This window comes from Streptosporangium lutulentum, from assembly GCF_030811455.1.
In the GTDB taxonomy this organism is placed as follows: domain Bacteria; phylum Actinomycetota; class Actinomycetes; order Streptosporangiales; family Streptosporangiaceae; genus Streptosporangium; species Streptosporangium lutulentum.
On record NZ_JAUSQU010000001.1, the window covers coordinates 7,424,982 to 7,443,089 of the forward strand.

The 18,108-nt window shown below is 69.7% G+C and carries 17 protein-coding genes; 13 read left to right on the forward strand and 4 right to left on the reverse strand.

Features of this window, described 5'->3' with window-relative positions; genetic code table 11:
- Positions 1–167: 167 nt before the first annotated feature.
- The gene (locus J2853_RS33265; RefSeq protein WP_307564661.1) at positions 168–818 is read left to right on the forward strand and encodes an RNA polymerase sigma factor; all 651 of its coding nucleotides are present in this window, start codon (positions 168–170) and stop codon (positions 816–818) included.
- A 41-nt stretch (positions 819–859) separates the two neighbouring features.
- Entirely contained in the window at positions 860–1,117 is a 258-nt protein-coding gene (locus J2853_RS33270) for an anti-sigma factor family protein (protein WP_307564662.1), read from the forward strand.
- Here the strand turns inward: J2853_RS33270 and J2853_RS48000 are convergent.
- Positions 1,082–1,408 carry an anti-sigma factor family protein gene (locus J2853_RS48000; protein WP_370879453.1) on the reverse strand — a complete coding sequence of 109 codons (327 nt, stop codon included), beginning with the start codon at positions 1,406–1,408 and terminating at the stop codon, positions 1,082–1,084. The genes J2853_RS33270 and J2853_RS48000 overlap by 36 nt on opposite strands.
- A gap of 125 nt (positions 1,409–1,533) precedes the next feature.
- Here J2853_RS48000 and J2853_RS33275 point away from each other — a divergent pair, with 125 nt between their 5' ends.
- The 6 genes from J2853_RS33275 (at position 1,534) to J2853_RS33300 (ending at position 8,769) form a co-directional block, all read left to right on the forward strand.
- On the forward strand, positions 1,534–2,844 hold the full coding sequence (locus J2853_RS33275) for a glutamate-cysteine ligase family protein (protein WP_307564663.1): 1,311 nt from the start codon (positions 1,534–1,536) through the stop codon (positions 2,842–2,844).
- A gap of 68 nt (positions 2,845–2,912) precedes the next feature.
- Positions 2,913–4,232 carry an ergothioneine biosynthesis protein EgtB gene (egtB, locus tag J2853_RS33280; RefSeq protein ID WP_307564664.1) on the forward strand — a complete coding sequence of 440 codons (1,320 nt, stop codon included), beginning with the start codon at positions 2,913–2,915 and terminating at the stop codon, positions 4,230–4,232.
- Positions 4,233–4,937 (forward strand): ergothioneine biosynthesis protein EgtC, encoded by a 705-nt coding sequence (gene egtC, locus J2853_RS33285; RefSeq protein ID WP_307564665.1) that lies wholly within the window; start codon positions 4,233–4,235, stop codon positions 4,935–4,937.
- Positions 4,938–5,089: 152 nt separating this feature from the next.
- Complete coding sequence (gene egtD, locus J2853_RS33290; protein ID WP_307564666.1) at positions 5,090–6,070, forward strand: L-histidine N(alpha)-methyltransferase; 981 nt, start codon at positions 5,090–5,092, stop codon at positions 6,068–6,070.
- A complete protein-coding gene (egtE, locus tag J2853_RS33295) occupies positions 6,067–7,215 on the forward strand; it encodes an ergothioneine biosynthesis PLP-dependent enzyme EgtE (protein WP_307564667.1) in 1,149 nt (382 codons plus the stop codon). The genes egtD and egtE overlap by 4 nt, the downstream gene beginning before the upstream one ends.
- A 444-nt stretch (positions 7,216–7,659) precedes the next feature.
- Positions 7,660–8,769, forward strand: coding sequence for a lysylphosphatidylglycerol synthase transmembrane domain-containing protein (locus J2853_RS33300; RefSeq protein WP_307564668.1), 1,110 nt, complete (start codon positions 7,660–7,662; stop codon positions 8,767–8,769).
- A 129-nt stretch (positions 8,770–8,898) separates the two neighbouring features.
- Here the strand turns inward: J2853_RS33300 and J2853_RS33305 are convergent, their stop codons facing one another.
- Both J2853_RS33305 and J2853_RS33310 read right to left on the reverse strand, forming a co-directional pair.
- Positions 8,899–9,099, reverse strand: coding sequence for a hypothetical protein (locus tag J2853_RS33305; RefSeq protein ID WP_307564669.1), 201 nt, complete (start codon positions 9,097–9,099; stop codon positions 8,899–8,901).
- 69 nt (positions 9,100–9,168) lie between these two features.
- Entirely contained in the window at positions 9,169–10,686 is a 1,518-nt protein-coding gene (locus J2853_RS33310) for an MDR family MFS transporter (protein WP_307564670.1), read from the reverse strand.
- 318 nt (positions 10,687–11,004) lie between these two features.
- On the opposite strand from J2853_RS33310, the gene J2853_RS33315 reads away from it, so the two are divergent.
- Entirely contained in the window at positions 11,005–11,397 is a 393-nt protein-coding gene (locus tag J2853_RS33315) for a PPOX class F420-dependent oxidoreductase (RefSeq protein ID WP_307564671.1), read from the forward strand.
- Positions 11,398–11,495: 98 nt separating this feature from the next.
- On the opposite strand, the gene J2853_RS33320 is transcribed toward J2853_RS33315, so the two are convergent.
- Positions 11,496–12,269 (reverse strand): MerR family transcriptional regulator, encoded by a 774-nt coding sequence (locus J2853_RS33320; RefSeq protein WP_307564672.1) that lies wholly within the window; start codon positions 12,267–12,269, stop codon positions 11,496–11,498.
- Positions 12,270–12,343: 74 nt separating this feature from the next.
- Here J2853_RS33320 and J2853_RS33325 point away from each other — a divergent pair, with 74 nt between their 5' ends.
- The 4 genes from J2853_RS33325 to J2853_RS33340 all read left to right on the forward strand — a co-directional run bounded on the left by J2853_RS33325 (position 12,344) and on the right by J2853_RS33340 (position 18,074).
- Positions 12,344–13,153, forward strand: a complete 810-nt coding sequence (locus J2853_RS33325) for a neutral zinc metallopeptidase (RefSeq protein WP_307564673.1) — start codon at positions 12,344–12,346, stop codon at positions 13,151–13,153.
- A 292-nt stretch (positions 13,154–13,445) separates the two neighbouring features.
- Positions 13,446–14,507: a BUD32 family EKC/KEOPS complex subunit gene (locus tag J2853_RS33330; protein ID WP_307564674.1), complete on the forward strand. Its 1,062-nt coding sequence runs from the start codon at positions 13,446–13,448 to the stop codon at positions 14,505–14,507.
- Between the two features lie 398 nt (positions 14,508–14,905).
- A complete protein-coding gene (locus tag J2853_RS33335; protein ID WP_307564675.1) occupies positions 14,906–16,861 on the forward strand; it encodes an FHA domain-containing protein in 1,956 nt (651 codons plus the stop codon).
- A gap of 154 nt (positions 16,862–17,015) precedes the next feature.
- On the forward strand, positions 17,016–18,074 hold the full coding sequence (locus J2853_RS33340) for an LLM class flavin-dependent oxidoreductase (RefSeq protein WP_307564676.1): 1,059 nt from the start codon (positions 17,016–17,018) through the stop codon (positions 18,072–18,074).
- Positions 18,075–18,108 lie beyond the last annotated feature (34 nt).

Below are 18,108 nucleotides of genomic sequence, written 5' to 3' on the forward strand. Positions count from 1 at the left end.
GAGCGGGAATCTTCCCCCTCTGACACGCAGCACTCCCGGGAGCGCTTCAGCGGAGAGGACGCGTCAGCAACGGCAATGCCACTTGTCAGCGCCGAGACACCCCCGAGCCGGAAACGATCCGGCAGAGCGTTCCAGCATCATTGATGTCCTATTTGGAGGAAGCGATCGTGGAGTCGTTCACGGGCGGCGGACTGCCCCCGGACGATGTCGTCGTCGCGGCCCTGCGTGCCGGAGACGAAGCGATGTTCGCGGCACTGCTGGACACCTGGTCGCGAGGGATGTTGTGGTTGGCCCGCTCTCACGTGTCCACCAGCGACTCGGCGGAAGAGGTCGTGCAGGACACCTGGCTGGCGGTGATCAAGGGGATCGACGGCTTCGAGGGCCGCTCCTCGGTCAAGACCTGGGTCTATCGGATCCTGGTCAACACGGCCAGGAAACGGGGTGTGCGCGAGAATCGCACGGTTCCGTGGAGCAGCGCCTTCGAGCAGGAGAAACCGACCATCGACCGCTCCTCTTTCCAGGGCGCGGACGACCCCTTTCCCGGCCATTGGAAATACTTCCCCCTGGCCTGGCCGACCCCCGAGGGCGAGGTGCTCGCCGCCGAGGTGCGCGGCCGGATCGCGGTGGCCCTGGCCGATCTCCCTCCCCGGCAGCGAACCGTGATCACACTTCGCGACGTCGAGGGGTGCACTTCTGAGGAGGTCTGCGAGATCCTGGATATCTCCGCGGCCAATCAACGCGTTCTGCTGCATCGCGCCCGTGCGGCGGTGCGCGAACAATTGGAAGATTATTTCGAGACGGCGAGGCGGTCCGCGTAGTGAGAACGGTTCAGTTTCAAGACGGTAAGGCGGTCGAAGTTGTGAAGCGGTTCAGCTGCGAGGAGTTGGTGGACCTCGTCACCGCCTTCCTGGAAAACGACCTCGATGAGTCCACCCGGTCCCGGTTCGAGGAGCATCTGGTCGGCTGCGAGGGCTGCGAGCGGTACCTCGACCAGTTCCGCACCACTGTCGACGGCCTCGGCACGCTGCGGTCCGGGACCCTGCCGGGCGACGAAGGGCTGTCACCCGCCACGCGGGACCGGCTACTGTCCGCTTTTCGCGACCGGCGGACGGCCTGAGTCCGGGCCCGCGCCCGCGCCTGCGCCTGCGCCTGCGCCTGCGCCGAGGAAGCTTCCGCACAGCCCTCTGAGCACGCGCTCCGGAATGTCATCGGCTCCGAGACAGCCCAGCGCATTGATCGTCGCCCGCATCTGCTCCAGGTAGCCGAGACAGCCGGCGCATTCGGCCAGGTGAGAGTCGAAGCGCCGCCGTCGCCTGGCGGGCAGCGCCTCTTCGAGATAGTCGGTGGCAAGCCCCAGAACCTCACGGCAGTCAGCCGATCGCCTGAAGCGAGACCCGGATCGCGTCATTCCCACTCATGCCCCATGCGACGTAGTTCCGCTTGCGGGGCGATCCGTTACATCACGCTCCTCTGTAACGTTCGCGCGCTTCACGGGTCTATAGACCCATACATATCGGGCGAAAGGGGAAGAGGATGACCGGTCTGGCGACCGAGAACACGCTGATCCGGAATGCCTCGGACGTTGAGGACTTCGCACGAGGCTGCTTCCTCGGCTCCACCGGCGACCAGGTGGGGGTGGAGCTGGAGTTCCTGGTCTTCGACCGTACGGCTCCCGATCTCCAGGTCCCGCTGGCCAGGATCGCCGACGCTCTGCCCCCGCTGCCCGGCGGGAGCCGGGTGACCTTCGAACCGGGCGGCCAGCTCGAACTCTCCGGCCCTGAGGGCTCCCTGCCCGATGCGATCGTCCGCCTCTCCGCCGACGTGGACGTCACCCGCCGAGCACTGTGGGACGCCGGCATGGTGCTGACCGGGGTGGGCCTCGACCCGCTGCGCCCGGCTCGGCGGCAACTGCGGATGCCCCGGTACGACACGATGGCGGCGTTCCTCGGCACCCCGTACGGGCCCCTGATGATGTGCTCGACGGCGTCGATCCAGGTCAACCTGGATCTGGGCAGGAAGCCCGCGGTGCGGTGGGAGCGCGCGCACCTGCTGGGTCCCGTCCTGGTGGCGGCCTTCGCCAACTCCTCGCTCAGCGAGGGCAGGCCGTACGGGTGGATGTCGGGCCGCCAGGCGGTGTGGGAGCGGCTCGACCCCACGCGGACGGCCCCCGTCCCCGCGGCCGATGATCCCGCCGCGGCCTGGACGGAGTACCTGCTCGACGCCCGGCTCATGCTCGTAGGCGAGCACGACGAGCACGACGAGCACGGCGCGGGTGGCACGGGCTGCGACGGTCGCGAGGATCCAGGGGTCCTCGACGGCGGCCGGGCGGACGGGGAGCGATCCCGCCTGATCCGCAACGGCTCGACCCTTCGCGACCGGCTGGCCGCGGACACCCGCCCCCTGACCCTGACCGACCTGGCCTACCACGCCACGACGATCTTCCCCCCGGTACGGCCACGCGGCTGGCTGGAGATCCGCTACCTCGACGCCCAGCACCCGGCGAGCTGGCCGGTGTGCGTGGCGGTGACCCACGCCCTCGTGATGGACGACCGCGCCGCCGACACGGCGCTGACCGCGGCCGAGCCGTACGCGGGGATGTGGTCGCGGGCGGCGCGCCGCGGCCTGGCGGATCCGGGGCTGCGGAGGGCCGCCGACGCCTGTTTCCAGGCCGCCCTCGCCGCGCTGCCCCGCCTGGGTGCGACCGCGGGCCTGGTCCGCGAGGTGGCCGCGTTCGCCGATCGTCACGTGACACCCGGCCGGTCCCCGGCCGCCGACCTGCTGGATCTGGTGAGAGGGCCAGGGCGGCGTCTGTCGGCCTGGTTGACCGAGGAAGAACCGGCCTGACCGAGGAAGAACCGGTCTGACCTCCTCCCGCGGCTGAAGCCCGGGATCCCCATTCTCAGGGAGATTCGATGAACGACTTCAAGGAACGGATCGCCTCCGAGCTGCTCTCGGTGCGGAACCGCTCCCTGGCCTACACCGACGCCGAGGACGACCTGCTGCTCAAGCAGCACTCGCCGCTGATGTCACCGCTGGTGTGGGATCTGGCGCACGTGGGCAACTACGAGGAGCTGTGGGTGCTGCGTGAGGTCGGCGGGATCACCCCGCTCCGGCCCGAGATCGACGACCTGTACGACGCGTTCAAACACCCCCGCAAGAATCGTCCGAGCCTTCCCATCCTGGGACCGGTGGAGGCGCGCCGCTACATCGAAGGGGTGCGCGGCCGGGTGCTGGACGTCCTGGACAAGGTCGACCTGCACAACCCCGATCCTCTCCACCGGAGCGGCTTCGTCTTCGGCCTGGTGATCCAGCACGAGCATCAGCACGACGAGACGATGCTCGCCACCCTGCAGCTGTCGAAGGCGCCGGGCCTGGTCCGCGACGGCGACCTCCCACCCGGCAGGCCCGGAGGGGCCGAGGAGGTGTTCATCCCGGCGGGATCCTTCCTGATGGGCACCGACACCGAGCCGTGGGCCTACGACAACGAACGGCCCGCCCACCGGGTGGACCTTCCCGGCTACTGGATCGACAGGCTCCCCGTCGGCAACCGCGCCTACCTCGCCTTCATCGAGGAGGGCGGATACGACGACCCACGGTGGTGGACCCCGGAGGGCTGGCGCTGGCGGCAGGAGAGCCGCGCCTTCGCCCCGCTGTTCTGGACCAGGGACGGCGACACCTGGTGGCGCACCCGGTTCGGCCGGACCGAGCCGGTGCCCATGGACGAGCCCGTCCAGCACGTGTGCTGGTACGAGGCCGACGCCTACGCCCGCTGGGCCGGCAGGAGGCTGCCCACCGAGGCCGAATGGGAGAAGGCCTGCGGCTGGGATCCCGAGACGGAACGGGCGCGGAAGTACCCGTGGGGTGACGACGATCCCGGGCCCGGAAGGACGAACCTCGGGCACAGGGCGGCACGGCCCGCGCCGCTCGGCGCCTTCCCCTCCGGGGCCAGCGCCTACGGCGTCGAGCAGATGATCGGGGACGTGTGGGAGTGGACCGGTTCCCGGTTCCTGGCCTACCCCGGCTTCAGCAGCTTCCCCTACCCCGAGTACAGCGAGGTCTTCTTCGGCGGCGACTACCGGGTGCTGCGCGGCGGATCCTGGGCGGCCGACCCGGCCGCGATCCGCACGACGTTCAGGAACTGGGACCATCCGATCCGCAGGCAGATCTTCTCCGGTTTCCGCTGCGCCAGATCGGCCTCCCCGGACGCCCCCTCCTCCCCGGAGCGGACGTAGATGTGCCGCCACGTGGCCTGGCTGGGCGCCCCCCGGACCCTCGCCTCACTGATCCACGAACCCGAGTACGGCCTGCTCCGCCAGTCCTACGCCCCGCGCCTGCAGTGCCACGGCACGATCAACGCCGACGGCTTCGGCATGGGCTGGTACGACGCCGCCCTGGAGGAGCCGGTCCGCTACCGTCGCGCGGTCCCCATCTGGACCGACGCCAACCTGCCGCCCCTCGCGCGGGTCGCCCGCTCGGGGAGCCTGCTGGCCGCCGTACGGTCGGCGACCGTCGGCATGCCGATCGAGGAGACCGCGACCGCGCCCTTCAGTGACGGGACGTGGCTGCTCAGTCACAACGGCCGTGTCGCGCGGGAGGCGGTCAGGGAGCTCGCCGACGACGCGGCCAGCTCCTGCGACTCCGCCTGGCTCGCCGCCGCGGTGTTCGAACGGCGGCGCGCGGGTCATCCGCTCGGCGACGCCCTGGCGGAGGTCGTCACCCACGCCGGGGTGAAGGATCCCGAGGCCCGCCTGAACCTGCTCGCCTGTGACGGCACGTCGCTCGCCGCGACCGTCTGGGGCGACACGCTCTTTCTCCGTCGCGGCGACGGCGTGCTCGTGGCGAGCGAGCCGTTGGACGACCGGCCCGGCTGGCAGGCCGTACCGGAGCGAACCCTGGTGCTCGTCTCTTCCGGGGACGTGCGCATCCAGCCACTCTGACCGACCGGCACCCCGGTCACGAACCGACGGACCGCGAGGCGAGGAGGACCGTGATCGAGCGGAGCGAGGTCATCGAGAAGACACAGAAGCCCGGTCACGAGCCGACGAGCCGTCACACGGGGGGCCGTGACCCATCGCCTTGAGGAGGGCCCATGCCTGTCACCCAGTCAGCCGTACACCTGATCAACCACCTCGGTCGCGACTACCTGCGCCAGGCGCTCGAACACGACGTCCGCACCGGGCTGACGTCGACGCCCAAGTGGTTGCCGCCCAAATGGTTCTACGACGCGACGGGCAGCGAGCTGTTCTCCCGGATAACCCGATTGCCGGAGTACTATCCCACGCGTCGCGAGCTGGCCATCCTGCGCGAGCAGGCCGCCGACATCGCGACGCGGAGCCGTGCGGACACCCTGGTCGAACTCGGCTCGGGGACCAGCGAGAAGACCGTCCTGCTGCTCGACGCCCTCGCCGCGGCCGGGACGCTGCACACCTACACGCCGGTGGACGTCGACGCGATCACCCTCGCCGACGCCGCGCGGCGGCTCGCCGTCCACTACGCCGGCCTGACCGTGCACGCGGTCTGCGCCGACTTCGAGCACCACCTGACGCTGCTGCCGCGAACGGGGCGCCGGATGGTCGCGTTCCTCGGCGGCACCATCGGCAACCTCGATCCGGTGGCACGCGAGATGTTCCTGAAGGAGCTGCGCACCACGCTCCGCCCCGGCGACACCTTCCTGCTCGGCGCCGATCTGATCAAGGACACCGGCCGGCTGATCGCGGCGTACGACGACGCGGCCGGGGTGACCGCCGCCTTCAACAGGAACGTCCTGCACGTGATCAACCGGGAGCTGGACGCCGACTTCGAGCCGGACGCCTTCGAACACGTCGCGCTGTACGACGCGGAGCACGACTGGATCGAGATGCGGCTCCGCGCCACGCGTCCCATGCACGTGCGGGTCGGCGATCTCGGTCTGCACGTCTCCTTCGAGGCGGGAGAGGAGGTCCGCACCGAGATCAGCGCCAAATTCCGCCTCGACGACCTGAGCCGGGAGCTCGTCTCGGCCGGATTCACGGTGAACCACCGCTACGTCGACCCGACCGGTGACTTCAGTCTCCTCCTGGCCGGCACATGATCGCTGATGACTGGCGGGCGGCGCGGTCCTCCGCGCCGCCCGGTCACCTCGACGCCGCCGGATACAACATCCCCAGCGACCGGGTGCACCACGCCGTCGTCGATCACCTGCGGCGCGAACGCGAGGTGGGCGGCCACCGGGCGGCTCCGGACCTCCACCCGTCCAGATCCGCGCTGGCCGCCCTGGTCGGCGCCGGCGCCGGCGACGTCGCCTTCCTGGAGAGCGGGACGGCGGCGATGGCCGCGCTGCTGGGCGGATGGCGGCTTCCGCCGGGCAGCCGGGTCGGCGTCGGCCGCACGGAGTACGGGAGCACGCTCATGCTGCTGCACCGCCTGGCGCGGCTGAGCGGCTGGAAACTCCTCGAACTGCCCGTGGACGACGACTCCCGCCTCGACCTGGACGGGCTCACGTCCCTGCTGTCCGACGGGCTGGACCTGGTCGCCCTCCCGCACATCTCCTCCCACCGCGGCGTCGTCCAGCCCGCCGCCGCGGCCGGACGGCTGTGCCACGCCGCCGGGGTGCCGCTGGTCCTCGACGTCTGCCAGTCCCTCGGCCACGTGGACGTCGGCGGCGCCGGTGCGACCGCCTACGTCGGGACCTCCCGCAAGTGGCTCGCCGGGCCCCGCGGGGTCGGATTCCTGATCGTTCCCGGCCTCGCCGAGCACGATCAGGACATGGACGCGGCGGCTCCCGCCCTCGGCGGGCACACCTGGGTGCACGGCGACCCGTCTCCCCTGGCCGGCGCGGCCCGCTACGAGACCTTCGAGGGGCCGATCGCCGCGCGGGTCGGGCTGGGCGTCGCCGTACGGGAACACCACGACCTCGGCCCCGCCGCGATCCACGCCCGCCTGGCCGAACTCGGCGTCGCGGCGCGGCGCCTCCTCGACGGGATCGGCGGCTGGCGGGCGGCCGAACCGCTCGACGAGCCGTCCGCTCTCGTCACCCTCCGGCCGCCGCCGGGCGCGGACCCCGAAGCGGCCGTCGAGAACGCCAGATCACGGGCGGCACAGGCATCCCTGCTGGTCGGCGCCGTGCCCGTCGGCAGAGCCCCTGCGGACCTGCCCACGCCCGTGTTGAGGATCTCCCCGTCTCCGGGGACGCGCCGGGAGACCCTGGACGCCCTCGCCCGCGTTCTCGATCACTGAACCGGCCGTTCGGAGAACCCCGGCGACTCCCCGCGGGGAAGGGAGTCGCCGAGTGCGCCCGCGCCGCCGAAAGCGCAGGGACCGCCCTCCCGCGGGGCTCGGAATCCTGTTGACCAGGGCCTCTTCCGCCCTCAGCCTGAATTCATCCGAAGACCGGCGGTATCGTTCTGGGCCCGCCGGTTGTTGTCCTTTTTGGCAACCCGCCGTCAAAACCGTCGGTGGCCACCTCGCTGCCGCCCCCTCGGGCGTCTTCAGCCGGTGCCACCGCCTGTCGCGTCGGCGGCGCTGCCGCGCTCGATGGCGTTCCTCGACGGCACCCCCGTCGTCCAGCCGCTCATCGGGTCGCTCGCTTGGATCGTCGTGGGAGTAGTGACCGTGCCTGATTGTCGAACATCGCGCCACCAAGGCTCATCTCACGTCCGCACCGGCAGCCCTCATCCCCCCATGACATCCCCCTCCGTGCTGACAGCCCCTCCTGAGCAGGAGGATCACGACCCTCAGGAGCAGTGGCCGCCCGGCGCCGGATCCCCGGCGGACGGCCCCTCGGCCCGGACGCCGCCGTCCGCCGTCCGCCGATGGATCCGGATCCTCATCCCCGTCGCCGTCGTCTCCGTAGCGATATGGACGCTCCGCGACAGCCTCCCGGCACCCGCGCAGATCGCCCATGCCATGCGGGAGGCCAGTACGTGGGGTCTCGCCGTCGCCCTGGCCACCTCGGTGCTGTCGGTCACCATGTTCGCCCGGCAGCAGCGAGCGCTGCTGCACGCCTACGGCGCCGCCATGAGAATGCCGCACGCCCTGGCCCTGGCCTACGCCCGCACCGCCATAGCCGCCGCCCTGCCCGCCGGATCCGCCGTCTCGGCCGCCTACGCCTTCCAGCGGTTCCGCGCCCACGGCGCGAGCCGTACCACCGCCGCGTCCGTCACCATCCTGTCCGGCACCGTCTCGGCCATCGGACTGCTGCTGCTCTACCTGGCCGGCACCGCCCTGGCCCTCGTCATCGACCCCGCCCTGCTCGTCGACGCCCAGGGAACGCTGATCACGGGTGGAGCCCTCATCCTGCTGGCGGGAGCCATCCTGCTGGCCGGACGCCTGCGCCGGCCGAGGCCCACCTCCCGATGGTCCCGGGTGGCCACCTTCCTCGCGCCGGTCGGCACCACCTTCCGCACCGTCGCCGCCCTTCCCCGCCGCGACGCGGCGGCGGCGCTCTGTTTCGCCGTGGTCGGGTGGCTGGCCGACCTGGCCTGCCTGTACACCGCCACCGTCGCGTTCGACCTGGACGTCCACCCGGTACGGCTGGCCGCCGTCTACCTCGCCACCCAGCTGCTGCGGCAGATCCCGCTCACCCCCGGCGGCATCGGCATCATCGAGACCAGCCTCATCGCCGGGCTGACCGCCACCGGAGCGCCCGTCACGCCGGTCACGGCGGCCGTCCTGGTCTACCGGCTGCTCACCTGCTGGCTCACCCTGCCCGTCGGCGCCGCCGCCTGGGCCCTGCTGCGCCGTATCGAGCCCTCTCCTCAGCAGGCCCCGGAACCCCAGCCGGTGAGCTAGTCACGGCCGTCCTCGGCCACGGCCGGTGACGAACCTCCGGGACTCGCCGCCGCGAGCAGGCCCCCGCACCGCGCGATCTCCGCGAAAGCCCAGGATCCGACGGGCTCCGCGCCCCGGCGGGACGCGCGATCAGTCACCGATCGTCTGGTAGGCGGCGGTCCAGAAGTCGCGGTGGAGGCGAGGCGTGTCCACCGAGTCCATCGCCGTCTGGGTCAGCAGGATTCCGATGAGTCCTTCGGCCGGGTCGGCGTAGGCGGTGGTGCCCAGGCCGCCGTCCCAGCCGAACTGGCCCACGGACGCCAGGTCGCGGCGGTGGGTGCGGACCGCCATCCCGAAGCCGAAGCCGCCGTGCCTGCCGAAGTGGTCGCCGAAGGCGTCCTTCTCGACCCCGTGGCCAGGTCAGTCGAACGTGAGCTCTTTGGTGCGCCTGGGCATGAGCAGCATGGCGCCCACACCCAGCACGGCCACCAGGAGAAGCGCGAGGAAGATGTTGTGGGTGGCGTCGTAGAGCGCCGTGCGGACGAAGGCCACCACCGCCGGCTGTCCTCCCGCGTCCTGGCCGCCGAGCACCAGGCTCGTCGCGTCGACGCTGTCGGGCAACCGGCCGGCCACCGAGGCCGGCGGGGCGGCGAAGTGGCCGGCCAGCGTGGCGTTGGAGATGGCTCCGAAGACCGCCGCTCCGACCGCGCTGCCGATGGAGCGGCAGAACATGTTGGTCGCCGTGACGACGCCGCGACGCTCCCACCCGACGACGGACTGGATGGCGACCATGGTCGGGCTCGACGCGAGTCCCAGCCCGGCGCCCACGACGAAGCACGCCCCCGCGACCGCCCAGATCGGGGCGCGCTGGGTGAGCAGAACACACAGGACGGCGCCGACCACGATCAGGCCACTGCCGATGAGCGCCGTGTCGCGGAAGCCGATGCGCATGTAGAGGCGTCCTGAGAAGGTCGCGGCGATGGGCCAGCCGATGGTGAGCGCGGCCAGGGCGAAGCCCGCCACCAGCGCGCCGGTGCCGAGGACGCCCTCCGCGTAGGTCGGCACGTACGAGCTGAGACCGATCATGAGCGCGCCGATGCACAGGCTGACGAGGTTGCCGCCCGTGAGCGTGCGATGGCGGAACACCCACAGCGGCAGGATGGGCTCGGCCGCTCTGCGCTCCATGAGGACGAACACGACGGCCAGGACGACGCCCATCGTGAGGATGAGCACGCTCGGAACGGATACCCAGCTCCACGCCACCCCGCCTTCGAGTAGACCAAGGATGATCAGGGAGGAACTGGCCGTGAGCAACGCCGCCCCGACGTAGTCAATCTTGTGGGAGCTCCGCTTCACCTGCTCCTTGAAGCGCCGGGCGAGCACCCAGGCGGCGATGGCGCCGAGCGGCAGGTTGATGAAGAAGATCCAGCGCCACGAGAGGTACTCGGAGAACACGCCGCCGAGCGTGGGCCCGATCACGGAGGCGGCGCCCCAGACGCTCGCGACGTAACCCTGCACGCGCGCGCGTTCCTCGACGGAGTAGAGATCGCCGACCATCGTGATGCTCATGGGCTGCACGGCTCCGGCGCCGATGCCCTGCAGCGCGCGGAAGAAGATCAGCGCCGGCATGCTCCAGGCGATACCGCACAGCACCGAACCCAGAAGGAACACGGCGATGCCGAAGAACATCACCGGCTTGCGCCCGAAAACGTCGGCGAGCTTGCCGTAGAGGGGGACGGTCACCGCCTGGGTGAGCAGGTAGATCGAGAAAAGCCAGGGGAACTGGGAGAAACCTCCCAGATCACTGACAACCGACGGCACCGCCGTCGCGATGATCGTGCTGTCGAGTGCCACCAGGCCGGTGCAGAGCATGATGGCGGCAAGCACCGGACCACGCTTCGACCTGAAACCGACGCCCTCCGAAGTCTCTGTCGTCACGTGGGGTGGTTCTCCTTGCGGGCTGAGCGCGGACATCAACGCCGGACTCACCTCGCCGGCGACGTGGCCGTCCAGCGAGAGGCAACCACCCCTCTGGCCTCGGCATTCCTCACGTAAGGGATTCACAGGAACCCGAGATGTTCGCGGGAGGCACGGAGAATCCGGCGAGGCCGGAGCGCCGCGCGAGCAGGCCGGCGACCGGCGGGAGGGCAGGGAGACACGCCCCGGTCTCCGGCCACGACGGAGCAAGTATGCTGCTCCACAATCATGCCGGGCAGCTCAGAAGAGCGCCGCATCCGACTGGCTGAAGAGATCGCCGTGAAACTCACCGAAGAACTGCTCGCGCTGCTGCGACGGCCGAGCGTCTGCTATATCGCCACCACGATGGCCGACGGTTCGCCGCAGTTGACCCAGACCTGGGTCGACACCGACGGCGAGCACGTGCTGATCAACAGCGTGCAGAGCCACGTGAAGACCAGGAACATCGAGCGGGACCCGCGCGTGGCCGTCGCCGTCTCCCACCCTGACGACCCCTCGAGTTACACGCAGGTGCGCGGACGGGTGGTCGAGGTCACCACCATCGGCGCGGCCGACCACATCGAGAAGCTCGCCCAGAAATACCTCGGCAAGCCCTACCCCTGGTACGGAGGTCGCGACCAGGTGCGCGTGATCTTCGTCATCAAGCCCGAGAGGATCAGCGGCATCGGGTGACGTTCCGGCCGTAGTTCGTGATCAAGGCCGCCCGTCGTGGGGAGGCACCGCGGATGCCTCTCCTACGGCCGCGTCATCCGGCCTGTCCTACGGCCGCGTCATCCGGCCTGCCGGACCCGCTCCAGGTAGACGACCAGGTCGCGCATCTGGTCCACGGGCCACGGGAGCCTCTGACCGATCTGCTCGCTGTTCTCCTCCCACGTCCTTCGCGCGGCGGCCTTGGTCCGCTCGCCGTCCTCGCCTTCGCTGTGGAACCGGTTCCCCAGCGCGTCCCAGCGGCCGGCCAGGGCCCTCACCCGCGGGTCGTCGACGGGGGTGTCGTCCCGCACGTGCCGCAGGAGCTCCTCGACGAGCCCGGCCCATTCGGTCTTGGCCGCCTCGACGGCCTCCGGGCCGAGTTCGGCCCTGCGCCGGGCCAGTTGCTCCCGCTGCTCCGGCGTGAATGTGGTCTCGAACACAGAGATCATCTCCAATGTCATCATGAACTGGTCCGGATCGGGCATCGACGCGCTGTCGATCTGTCCCAGCAGCCCGTGAAGCCGGTGCGTGAGCTGCTGGATCCGTACGGCGTGCGACTCCAGCCCGTGCAACTGGGCCGTCAGCACCTCGCGCATCGCCGCCAGGTCGTCCGCGGAGTCCGCGAGGACACTCGCGATCTCCTCCAGTGACAGCCCGAGCGTCCGCAGTGCCCGCACCCGGTACAGCCGCCGCACATCGCTCTCGGTGTAGCGGCGGTGCCCCGACGCGATGCGTTCGCTCGCGCTCAGCAGGCCGATCTCGTCGTAGTGACGCAGCGCGCGCACGGTCATGCCGCTCGCCCGCGCCACCTCGCCGATACTCCATCGACGCTCGCCGTCGTCTTTCCCGATCACGTCCACCACGCTAGAACCTCCCGTCGCGGCGGGTTCAAGTCCCTGTCGGCGGAGGAGTTCTAAACTGTCCGACCATGCGCTTCCCCCCGTCCGGCGCCGATTCGCGACGCCCCCTCCGGCGCCTGACCGTCCTCACCCGATGGGCGATCCTGGCGACCGCGTGCCTGACCGTCCTGTCGTCCGGAGTCGCGCAGGCCGCGCCGCCCAAGAGCCCGTTGCTGAAGACCGGCAAGCTGGCGACCACGTCGTGCCCGGAACCGCCGATCATCGACCTGGGCATCCCCCGGACGCGCGAGTACCTGACGACGGTCATGAAATGCCTTGATAAATCATGGTCCGCCCACTTCGCTCGCGCCGGGCTGAGGTTCCGCAAGCCCACGGTCCGTTTCTACGAGGAGCCCGCGCAGAAGGTGTGCGGCACCGTGCCCTGGCCCGTCAACGTGGGGGCCCTCTACTGCACGGAACGGGCCACGCTGGTGTTCCCGCTCACCGGCGACTGGATCGAGAACCGGACCGACCTGTATCCCTTCAAGATCGCGGCCCACGAGTACGGCCACCACCTGCAGAGCCTCACCGGTGTCAGACGCGACTACGAGGCCCGCGTCCGCTCCGACCCCGCCCACCAGAACGAGCTCAACCGCCGCTACGAACTCCAGGCGGACTGCCTGTCAGGGGTGTTCCTGGGCAGCGTGCGACGCTCTCTGCCCCGTACCGCGCAAGACTGGGAGTCGCTGTCCGACGAGCTCCGCGCCAGCGGCGACGACCCCGGCCACCGCACCCACGGCGCCGGCGCCAACCGGGTCCGCTGGTTCGATCGCGGCTACCGCGCGATCTCCCCCGCCGCCTGCGACACCTGGACCGCCAAGCCGTCCTACGTGTCCTGATCCGCAGGACACGATCGGTGGGACAGAGCCGGGGAGCGCCGTGGCCGGTGCCACGGCGGACGGCCGGTCACGGGGCCGAGTCTGGTCTCAAGGCCGTCCATGAGAGCGGGCCGGCCCCGCGTGGGAGCCGGTCGTCGTGGCGGGTGGAAACCGGTTCCTCGACCGCCGCCCGAACAGGCCCGCACACCGAGCCACCGGCCGGCTTCACCCGCTGCGGTAGCCTCACCGTCAAGATCAATAAGCTGACGAGACGGGATGCGCATTCATGGGATCGTCGCCGGACCGCTCTGACATGTCCCACGCCACACGTCTCTCCGGCTACGACACCGTCTCCACCGCCCTGGCGTTGCTGAGCGACCGGCGCCTCGGCGAGCTCGTGGACGAGGCCCCGGTCATCGCCTCCGGGGTCGGCGGCACGGCGGTGTTGCTGGACATCGAAGGCATACCGGTCTTCGCGAAACGCGTTCCCCTCACCGACCTGGAACGACGCCCGGAGAACATCAGGTCCACGGCGAACGTGTTCCGGCTCCCCACGTTCTGTCAGTACGGACTGGGGCCGGGATCGGGATTCGGCGCGTGGCGCGAGCCGGCCGTGCACACCATGACGACCAACTGGGTTCTCGGGAGGCGATCCGAGAGTTTCCCGCTGATGTACCACTGGCGGGTGCTGGAGGGGCCGCCGCCCCGGACACCGACCTCCGAGGAGCGAGCGGATCTGGCGGACACGGTCGCGTACTGGGACGGTTCGGCGGCGGTACGCGAGCGGCTTGAGGCGGTCGCGCGGGCATCGGCCGGTGTGATGCTGTTTCTCGAATACATTCCCCAGAACCTGCACGAGTGGCTGACCGCGCAGGTCGCCCTCGGTGACGACGCCGTCGAATCGGCGCTCACCATGGTGGAGCGAAATCTGAGAGCCGGCGTCTCCTTCATGAACGCGAACGGGCTCCTGCACTTCGACGCGCATTTCGAGAACATCCTGACCGACGGCCGACGTCTCTACTTCGCGGACTTCGGCCTCGCGGTGAGCTCTCGATTCGAATTCCTGGAAGCCGAGTCCGGCTTCTTCGCGGAACACCGGGGTTACGACCGGGACTACACGGCGTCACAGTTGGTCAACTGGCTGACAACCGCGCTGAGCGGTGCGGTCGACCGGGCGGGCCGCGTCGCGTTCATGAACCGATGCGTCGACGGCGAGGACCTCCCGGGTGTTCCGGCGGCGGCCGCGGCGATCATCAAGCGCTACGCCCCGGTCGCCGTCGTCATGGGCAGGTTCTATCGGGAGTTGCAGACCGAGAGCAGGACCACTCCCTATCCGGTCGAGGAGGTCGGACGAGCCTGGGCCACGATCCGATAAGACTTTCCCCGTCACGCCGACCGTGTTTTCCCGGCCGGCGCGGAACTCCTCTCGGACATGATCTCCATCGGGCGATTCGAGACGTCTGCGTTCGATCCCGTTCCCTTGGGAGGTGGCCCCTGAATGCAGGGGCGCCGGAGGCATCCCCCGATATGAATCAGCGCCCCTGAATGCCTTGATGTCATTGAATGCGAAGTTTGATGGCAAGGGATTTGGGCGGGTATGGGACATTTCCCGTGGGCGTCAAGCGTGGCACGATGGGTGATCGCGTAGAGGTTCTCCGGAGTGGAGGAAAACTCTGCGATGAACCTGGTCGACCCGGAACACGATGGAACGCACAGCGCCCGTGCGATCGCCGATCGCATCGGTTCTACGACCCAGGGAAAGGGGTACGCCCCATGCCACCTGCGATTGTCGGGCATCAAGGTCCGCTTACCGGACAGCGGTTCCCGATCGGCGACACGCCCATCACCTTCGGTCGCAGGGAAGACAGCAGCGTGGTGATCGCCAGCGGGAGGGCCTCGCGCCTTCACGCGGAGGTGCTCCGCGAGGCCGGCGGCTATGTCCTGCACGACCGGGGGAGCCGCAACGGGACGCTGGTCAACGGTAATCGCGTGACCTCGCATGTGCTCCAGCCGGACGATCTGATCACGATCGGCGATGAAACGTTCAGTTTCGAGGCCTCCAATGAGATGGAAACAATCGTCGACGCCCTCGTCCTTCAGTCATTCATCAAATCCGCCGTGCGCGGCGACGCGGGACCGGTTCTGAATGTCACGGTCTCCGGGGGCGGCCCTGTCGGACTGAGCCTTTCCCTGCTCCTCGAAAACCTCATGGGTCCGCGAGTGGCCATCACGGTGTACGACGGTCGCTGGACTCAGGACGGGTCCCGGGTCGTGTGGAAAGACGAAGCCCAGGGAAACGTCCGGCGCCGGCAGGTCGTGACGGTCCAGAGTCGTCAATATCTGAACCTCCCCGAGGAGGTCCAGTCGCGGCTGTTCACCCCCGAGGCGTACTCCGAGATGTGGCCGACCGGCCCCGATTCGATTCGCGGCTACGGCCCGCGCAACATCCGGATCGCCGACATCGAGGACCGGCTGCTTGAGATGGCGAACGAGAAGCCCGACCGCATCCGGCTCGTTCCCGCCGTCTTCGACCCGGCCGAGCACCATGAGACGTTGATCGAGAACCAGGTGCTCGCCATCTGCGAGGGCGGACGCTCACGGACCCGCGAGTACTTCACCGACAAGTTCGGCAACGCCGACACGTCGATCTACTCACTGGACGGTCAGCACATACAGGACGTCGTGCTGGGCCTTCAGGTGAAGTCCGGCCTGTCGGATCCCATGACCGTCCTGCTGACCGTGGCCCAGAACCGTTTTCTCCTGAACGCCCTGCGCGGCGAGGGCTTCCTGAACATGCGCCTCACCGACACCGAGGCCGGGGAGGTCATCGGGATCGACCCCGTCCGGCACGTGTTCGAGGAATGCATCGCCTCCCGCCCGTGCCTGATGGCACGAACCGACCACGGAGAGTTTCACTGCTCGACCCACGGCACGCTGTTCCTGCCCGCCCTGGTCAGAAGCTCGGCCCTGTGGAAACGGGTGATGGAGGGGTTGACGCTCTTCGGCGTCACGGAGGAGAACCTGAGAGCCGTCACCGCCTTCCGGCTGGACATGGTGCAGCGGCCCCGATTCACCGCCCAGCTGTATCCCGCGACGTCGACCACCCCGGGAACCTACGGCTTCCTGCTCGGGGACGCCGCCAACGCGATCCACTTCTGGCCGGGGCGCGGGCTCAACAGCGGCCTCGCGTCGTCCATCTCCCTGGCGCGCTCCCTCAGCAACGGCTGGCGCGGGAAAGCCTTCCGCGACGCCGACTTCGTCCGTCACGAGGCGGCGATGTCGATGCTCCAGTACCGGCACAAGAGCCGGGCCTGGAAGGCGATGGTGACCACCGACGATCACGGGGTCACCCGTGCGATCAAAGAGAAGATCGTCCAGGGCATCGAGGAGGGAGGCGCGGGCACGGACAAGGACGCGGACATCGACGCTCTCATGGAGCGACTGCGGCAGATCCGGGATCGCCTGTCCTCTCGCATTCCCGGCATGCCCGACGACGAGACCCTCAGGGACCACCTGCGGCGGCTGAAGGGTGAGACGGTGCGGACCCTGCTGGTCAGCGGGGCCTGGGAGACGTCCGTCGTCGGAGGCGAGGAGGTCGACATCGACATCTTCGACCGGCGGGACCTGCCCGTGGCCGAGAGATCCCAGGTCGCGGCACGCGTCGAAGAGTCACCCGACCGCACCCGGCTGATCGCACGGAGACCGAGCGGCTCGATATCGCCGGGGTGACGTCGACCACAGTGCCCGCCGGCGTCGACGACCGTGCCGTGGGCGCCGCGGCCCGGCGAGGCCGGACCAGGCCGGACGGTGATCGCCGCCGGAATTCTCACCACGGTGTCACCGTTTCCCTCTACTGCTCGCGCTGTAGAGAAAGAGGCGAAGGATGTCCGCACCACTTGAGTTCGCTATCGACACGTTCGGTGACGTCACCGTCGGCGCGGACGGCGATCGGCTGCCGTACGCGCAGGTGATCCGCAATGTCGTGGAGGAGGCCGTACTCGCCGACAGTGTGGGGATCGACGCGATCGGCGTCGGGGAGCACCACCGGGACGACTTCGCCGTCTCGGCGCCGGAGATCGTGCTGGCGACGATCGCCGGCCGTACCGAACGCATCCGTCTCGGCACCGCGGTGACCGTGCTCAGCTCCGATGACCCGGTGCGCGTGTTCGAGAGGTTCGCCACGCTGGACGCGGTGTCCCAGGGACGGGCGGAGATCATCCTCGGTCGCGGCTCCTTCACGGAGTCGTTCCCGCTGTTCGGCTTCGACCTCGCGCAGTACGAGGAGCTGTTCGAGGAGAAGCTCGACCTGCTCTCCCACCTGCTCGAAGAGGGCCCGGTCACCTGGCAGGGCCGCCTCCGCGCCGGGCTGAAGGACCAGCACGTCTACCCGAAGACGGAGTCGGGCCGGCTGCGCACCTGGATCGGCGTCGGCGGCAGCCCCCAGTCCGTGGTGCGCGCGGCGAGCTACCGGATGCCGCTCATGCTCGCGATCATCGGCGGCCCGCCGGAGCGTTTCGAGCCGTACGTCGACCTGTACAAGCGCGCCCTCACCCAGCTTGAGGTGCAGCCGTTGCCGATCGGCGTGCACTCGCCGGGCTACATCGCCGAGACCGACCGGCAGGCACGCGACGAGCTCTGGCCGCACTACTGGGCCATGCACGACCGCATCGGCCGCGAGCGCGGCTGGGGTCCCACGAACCGCAGCCGCTTCGAGTCGGAGGCCGACGAGGGCTCCCTCTACGTCGGATCGCCCGACACGGTGGCCGCGAAGATCGCGAAAACCGTGCGCACGCTCGGCGTCGACCGCTTCGAGCTCAAGTACAGCTCGGGGACGCTCCCGCACGAGAAGCTCATGACCACGATCCGCCTGTACGGCGAGGAAGTCGTGCCGCGGGTGAGGCGGCTTCTGGCCCAGACCCCCGCCGAGGCCCCGGCCGGGTGAGGCACGCCGCCGGTGCGGCACGGTGCCGGCGCGG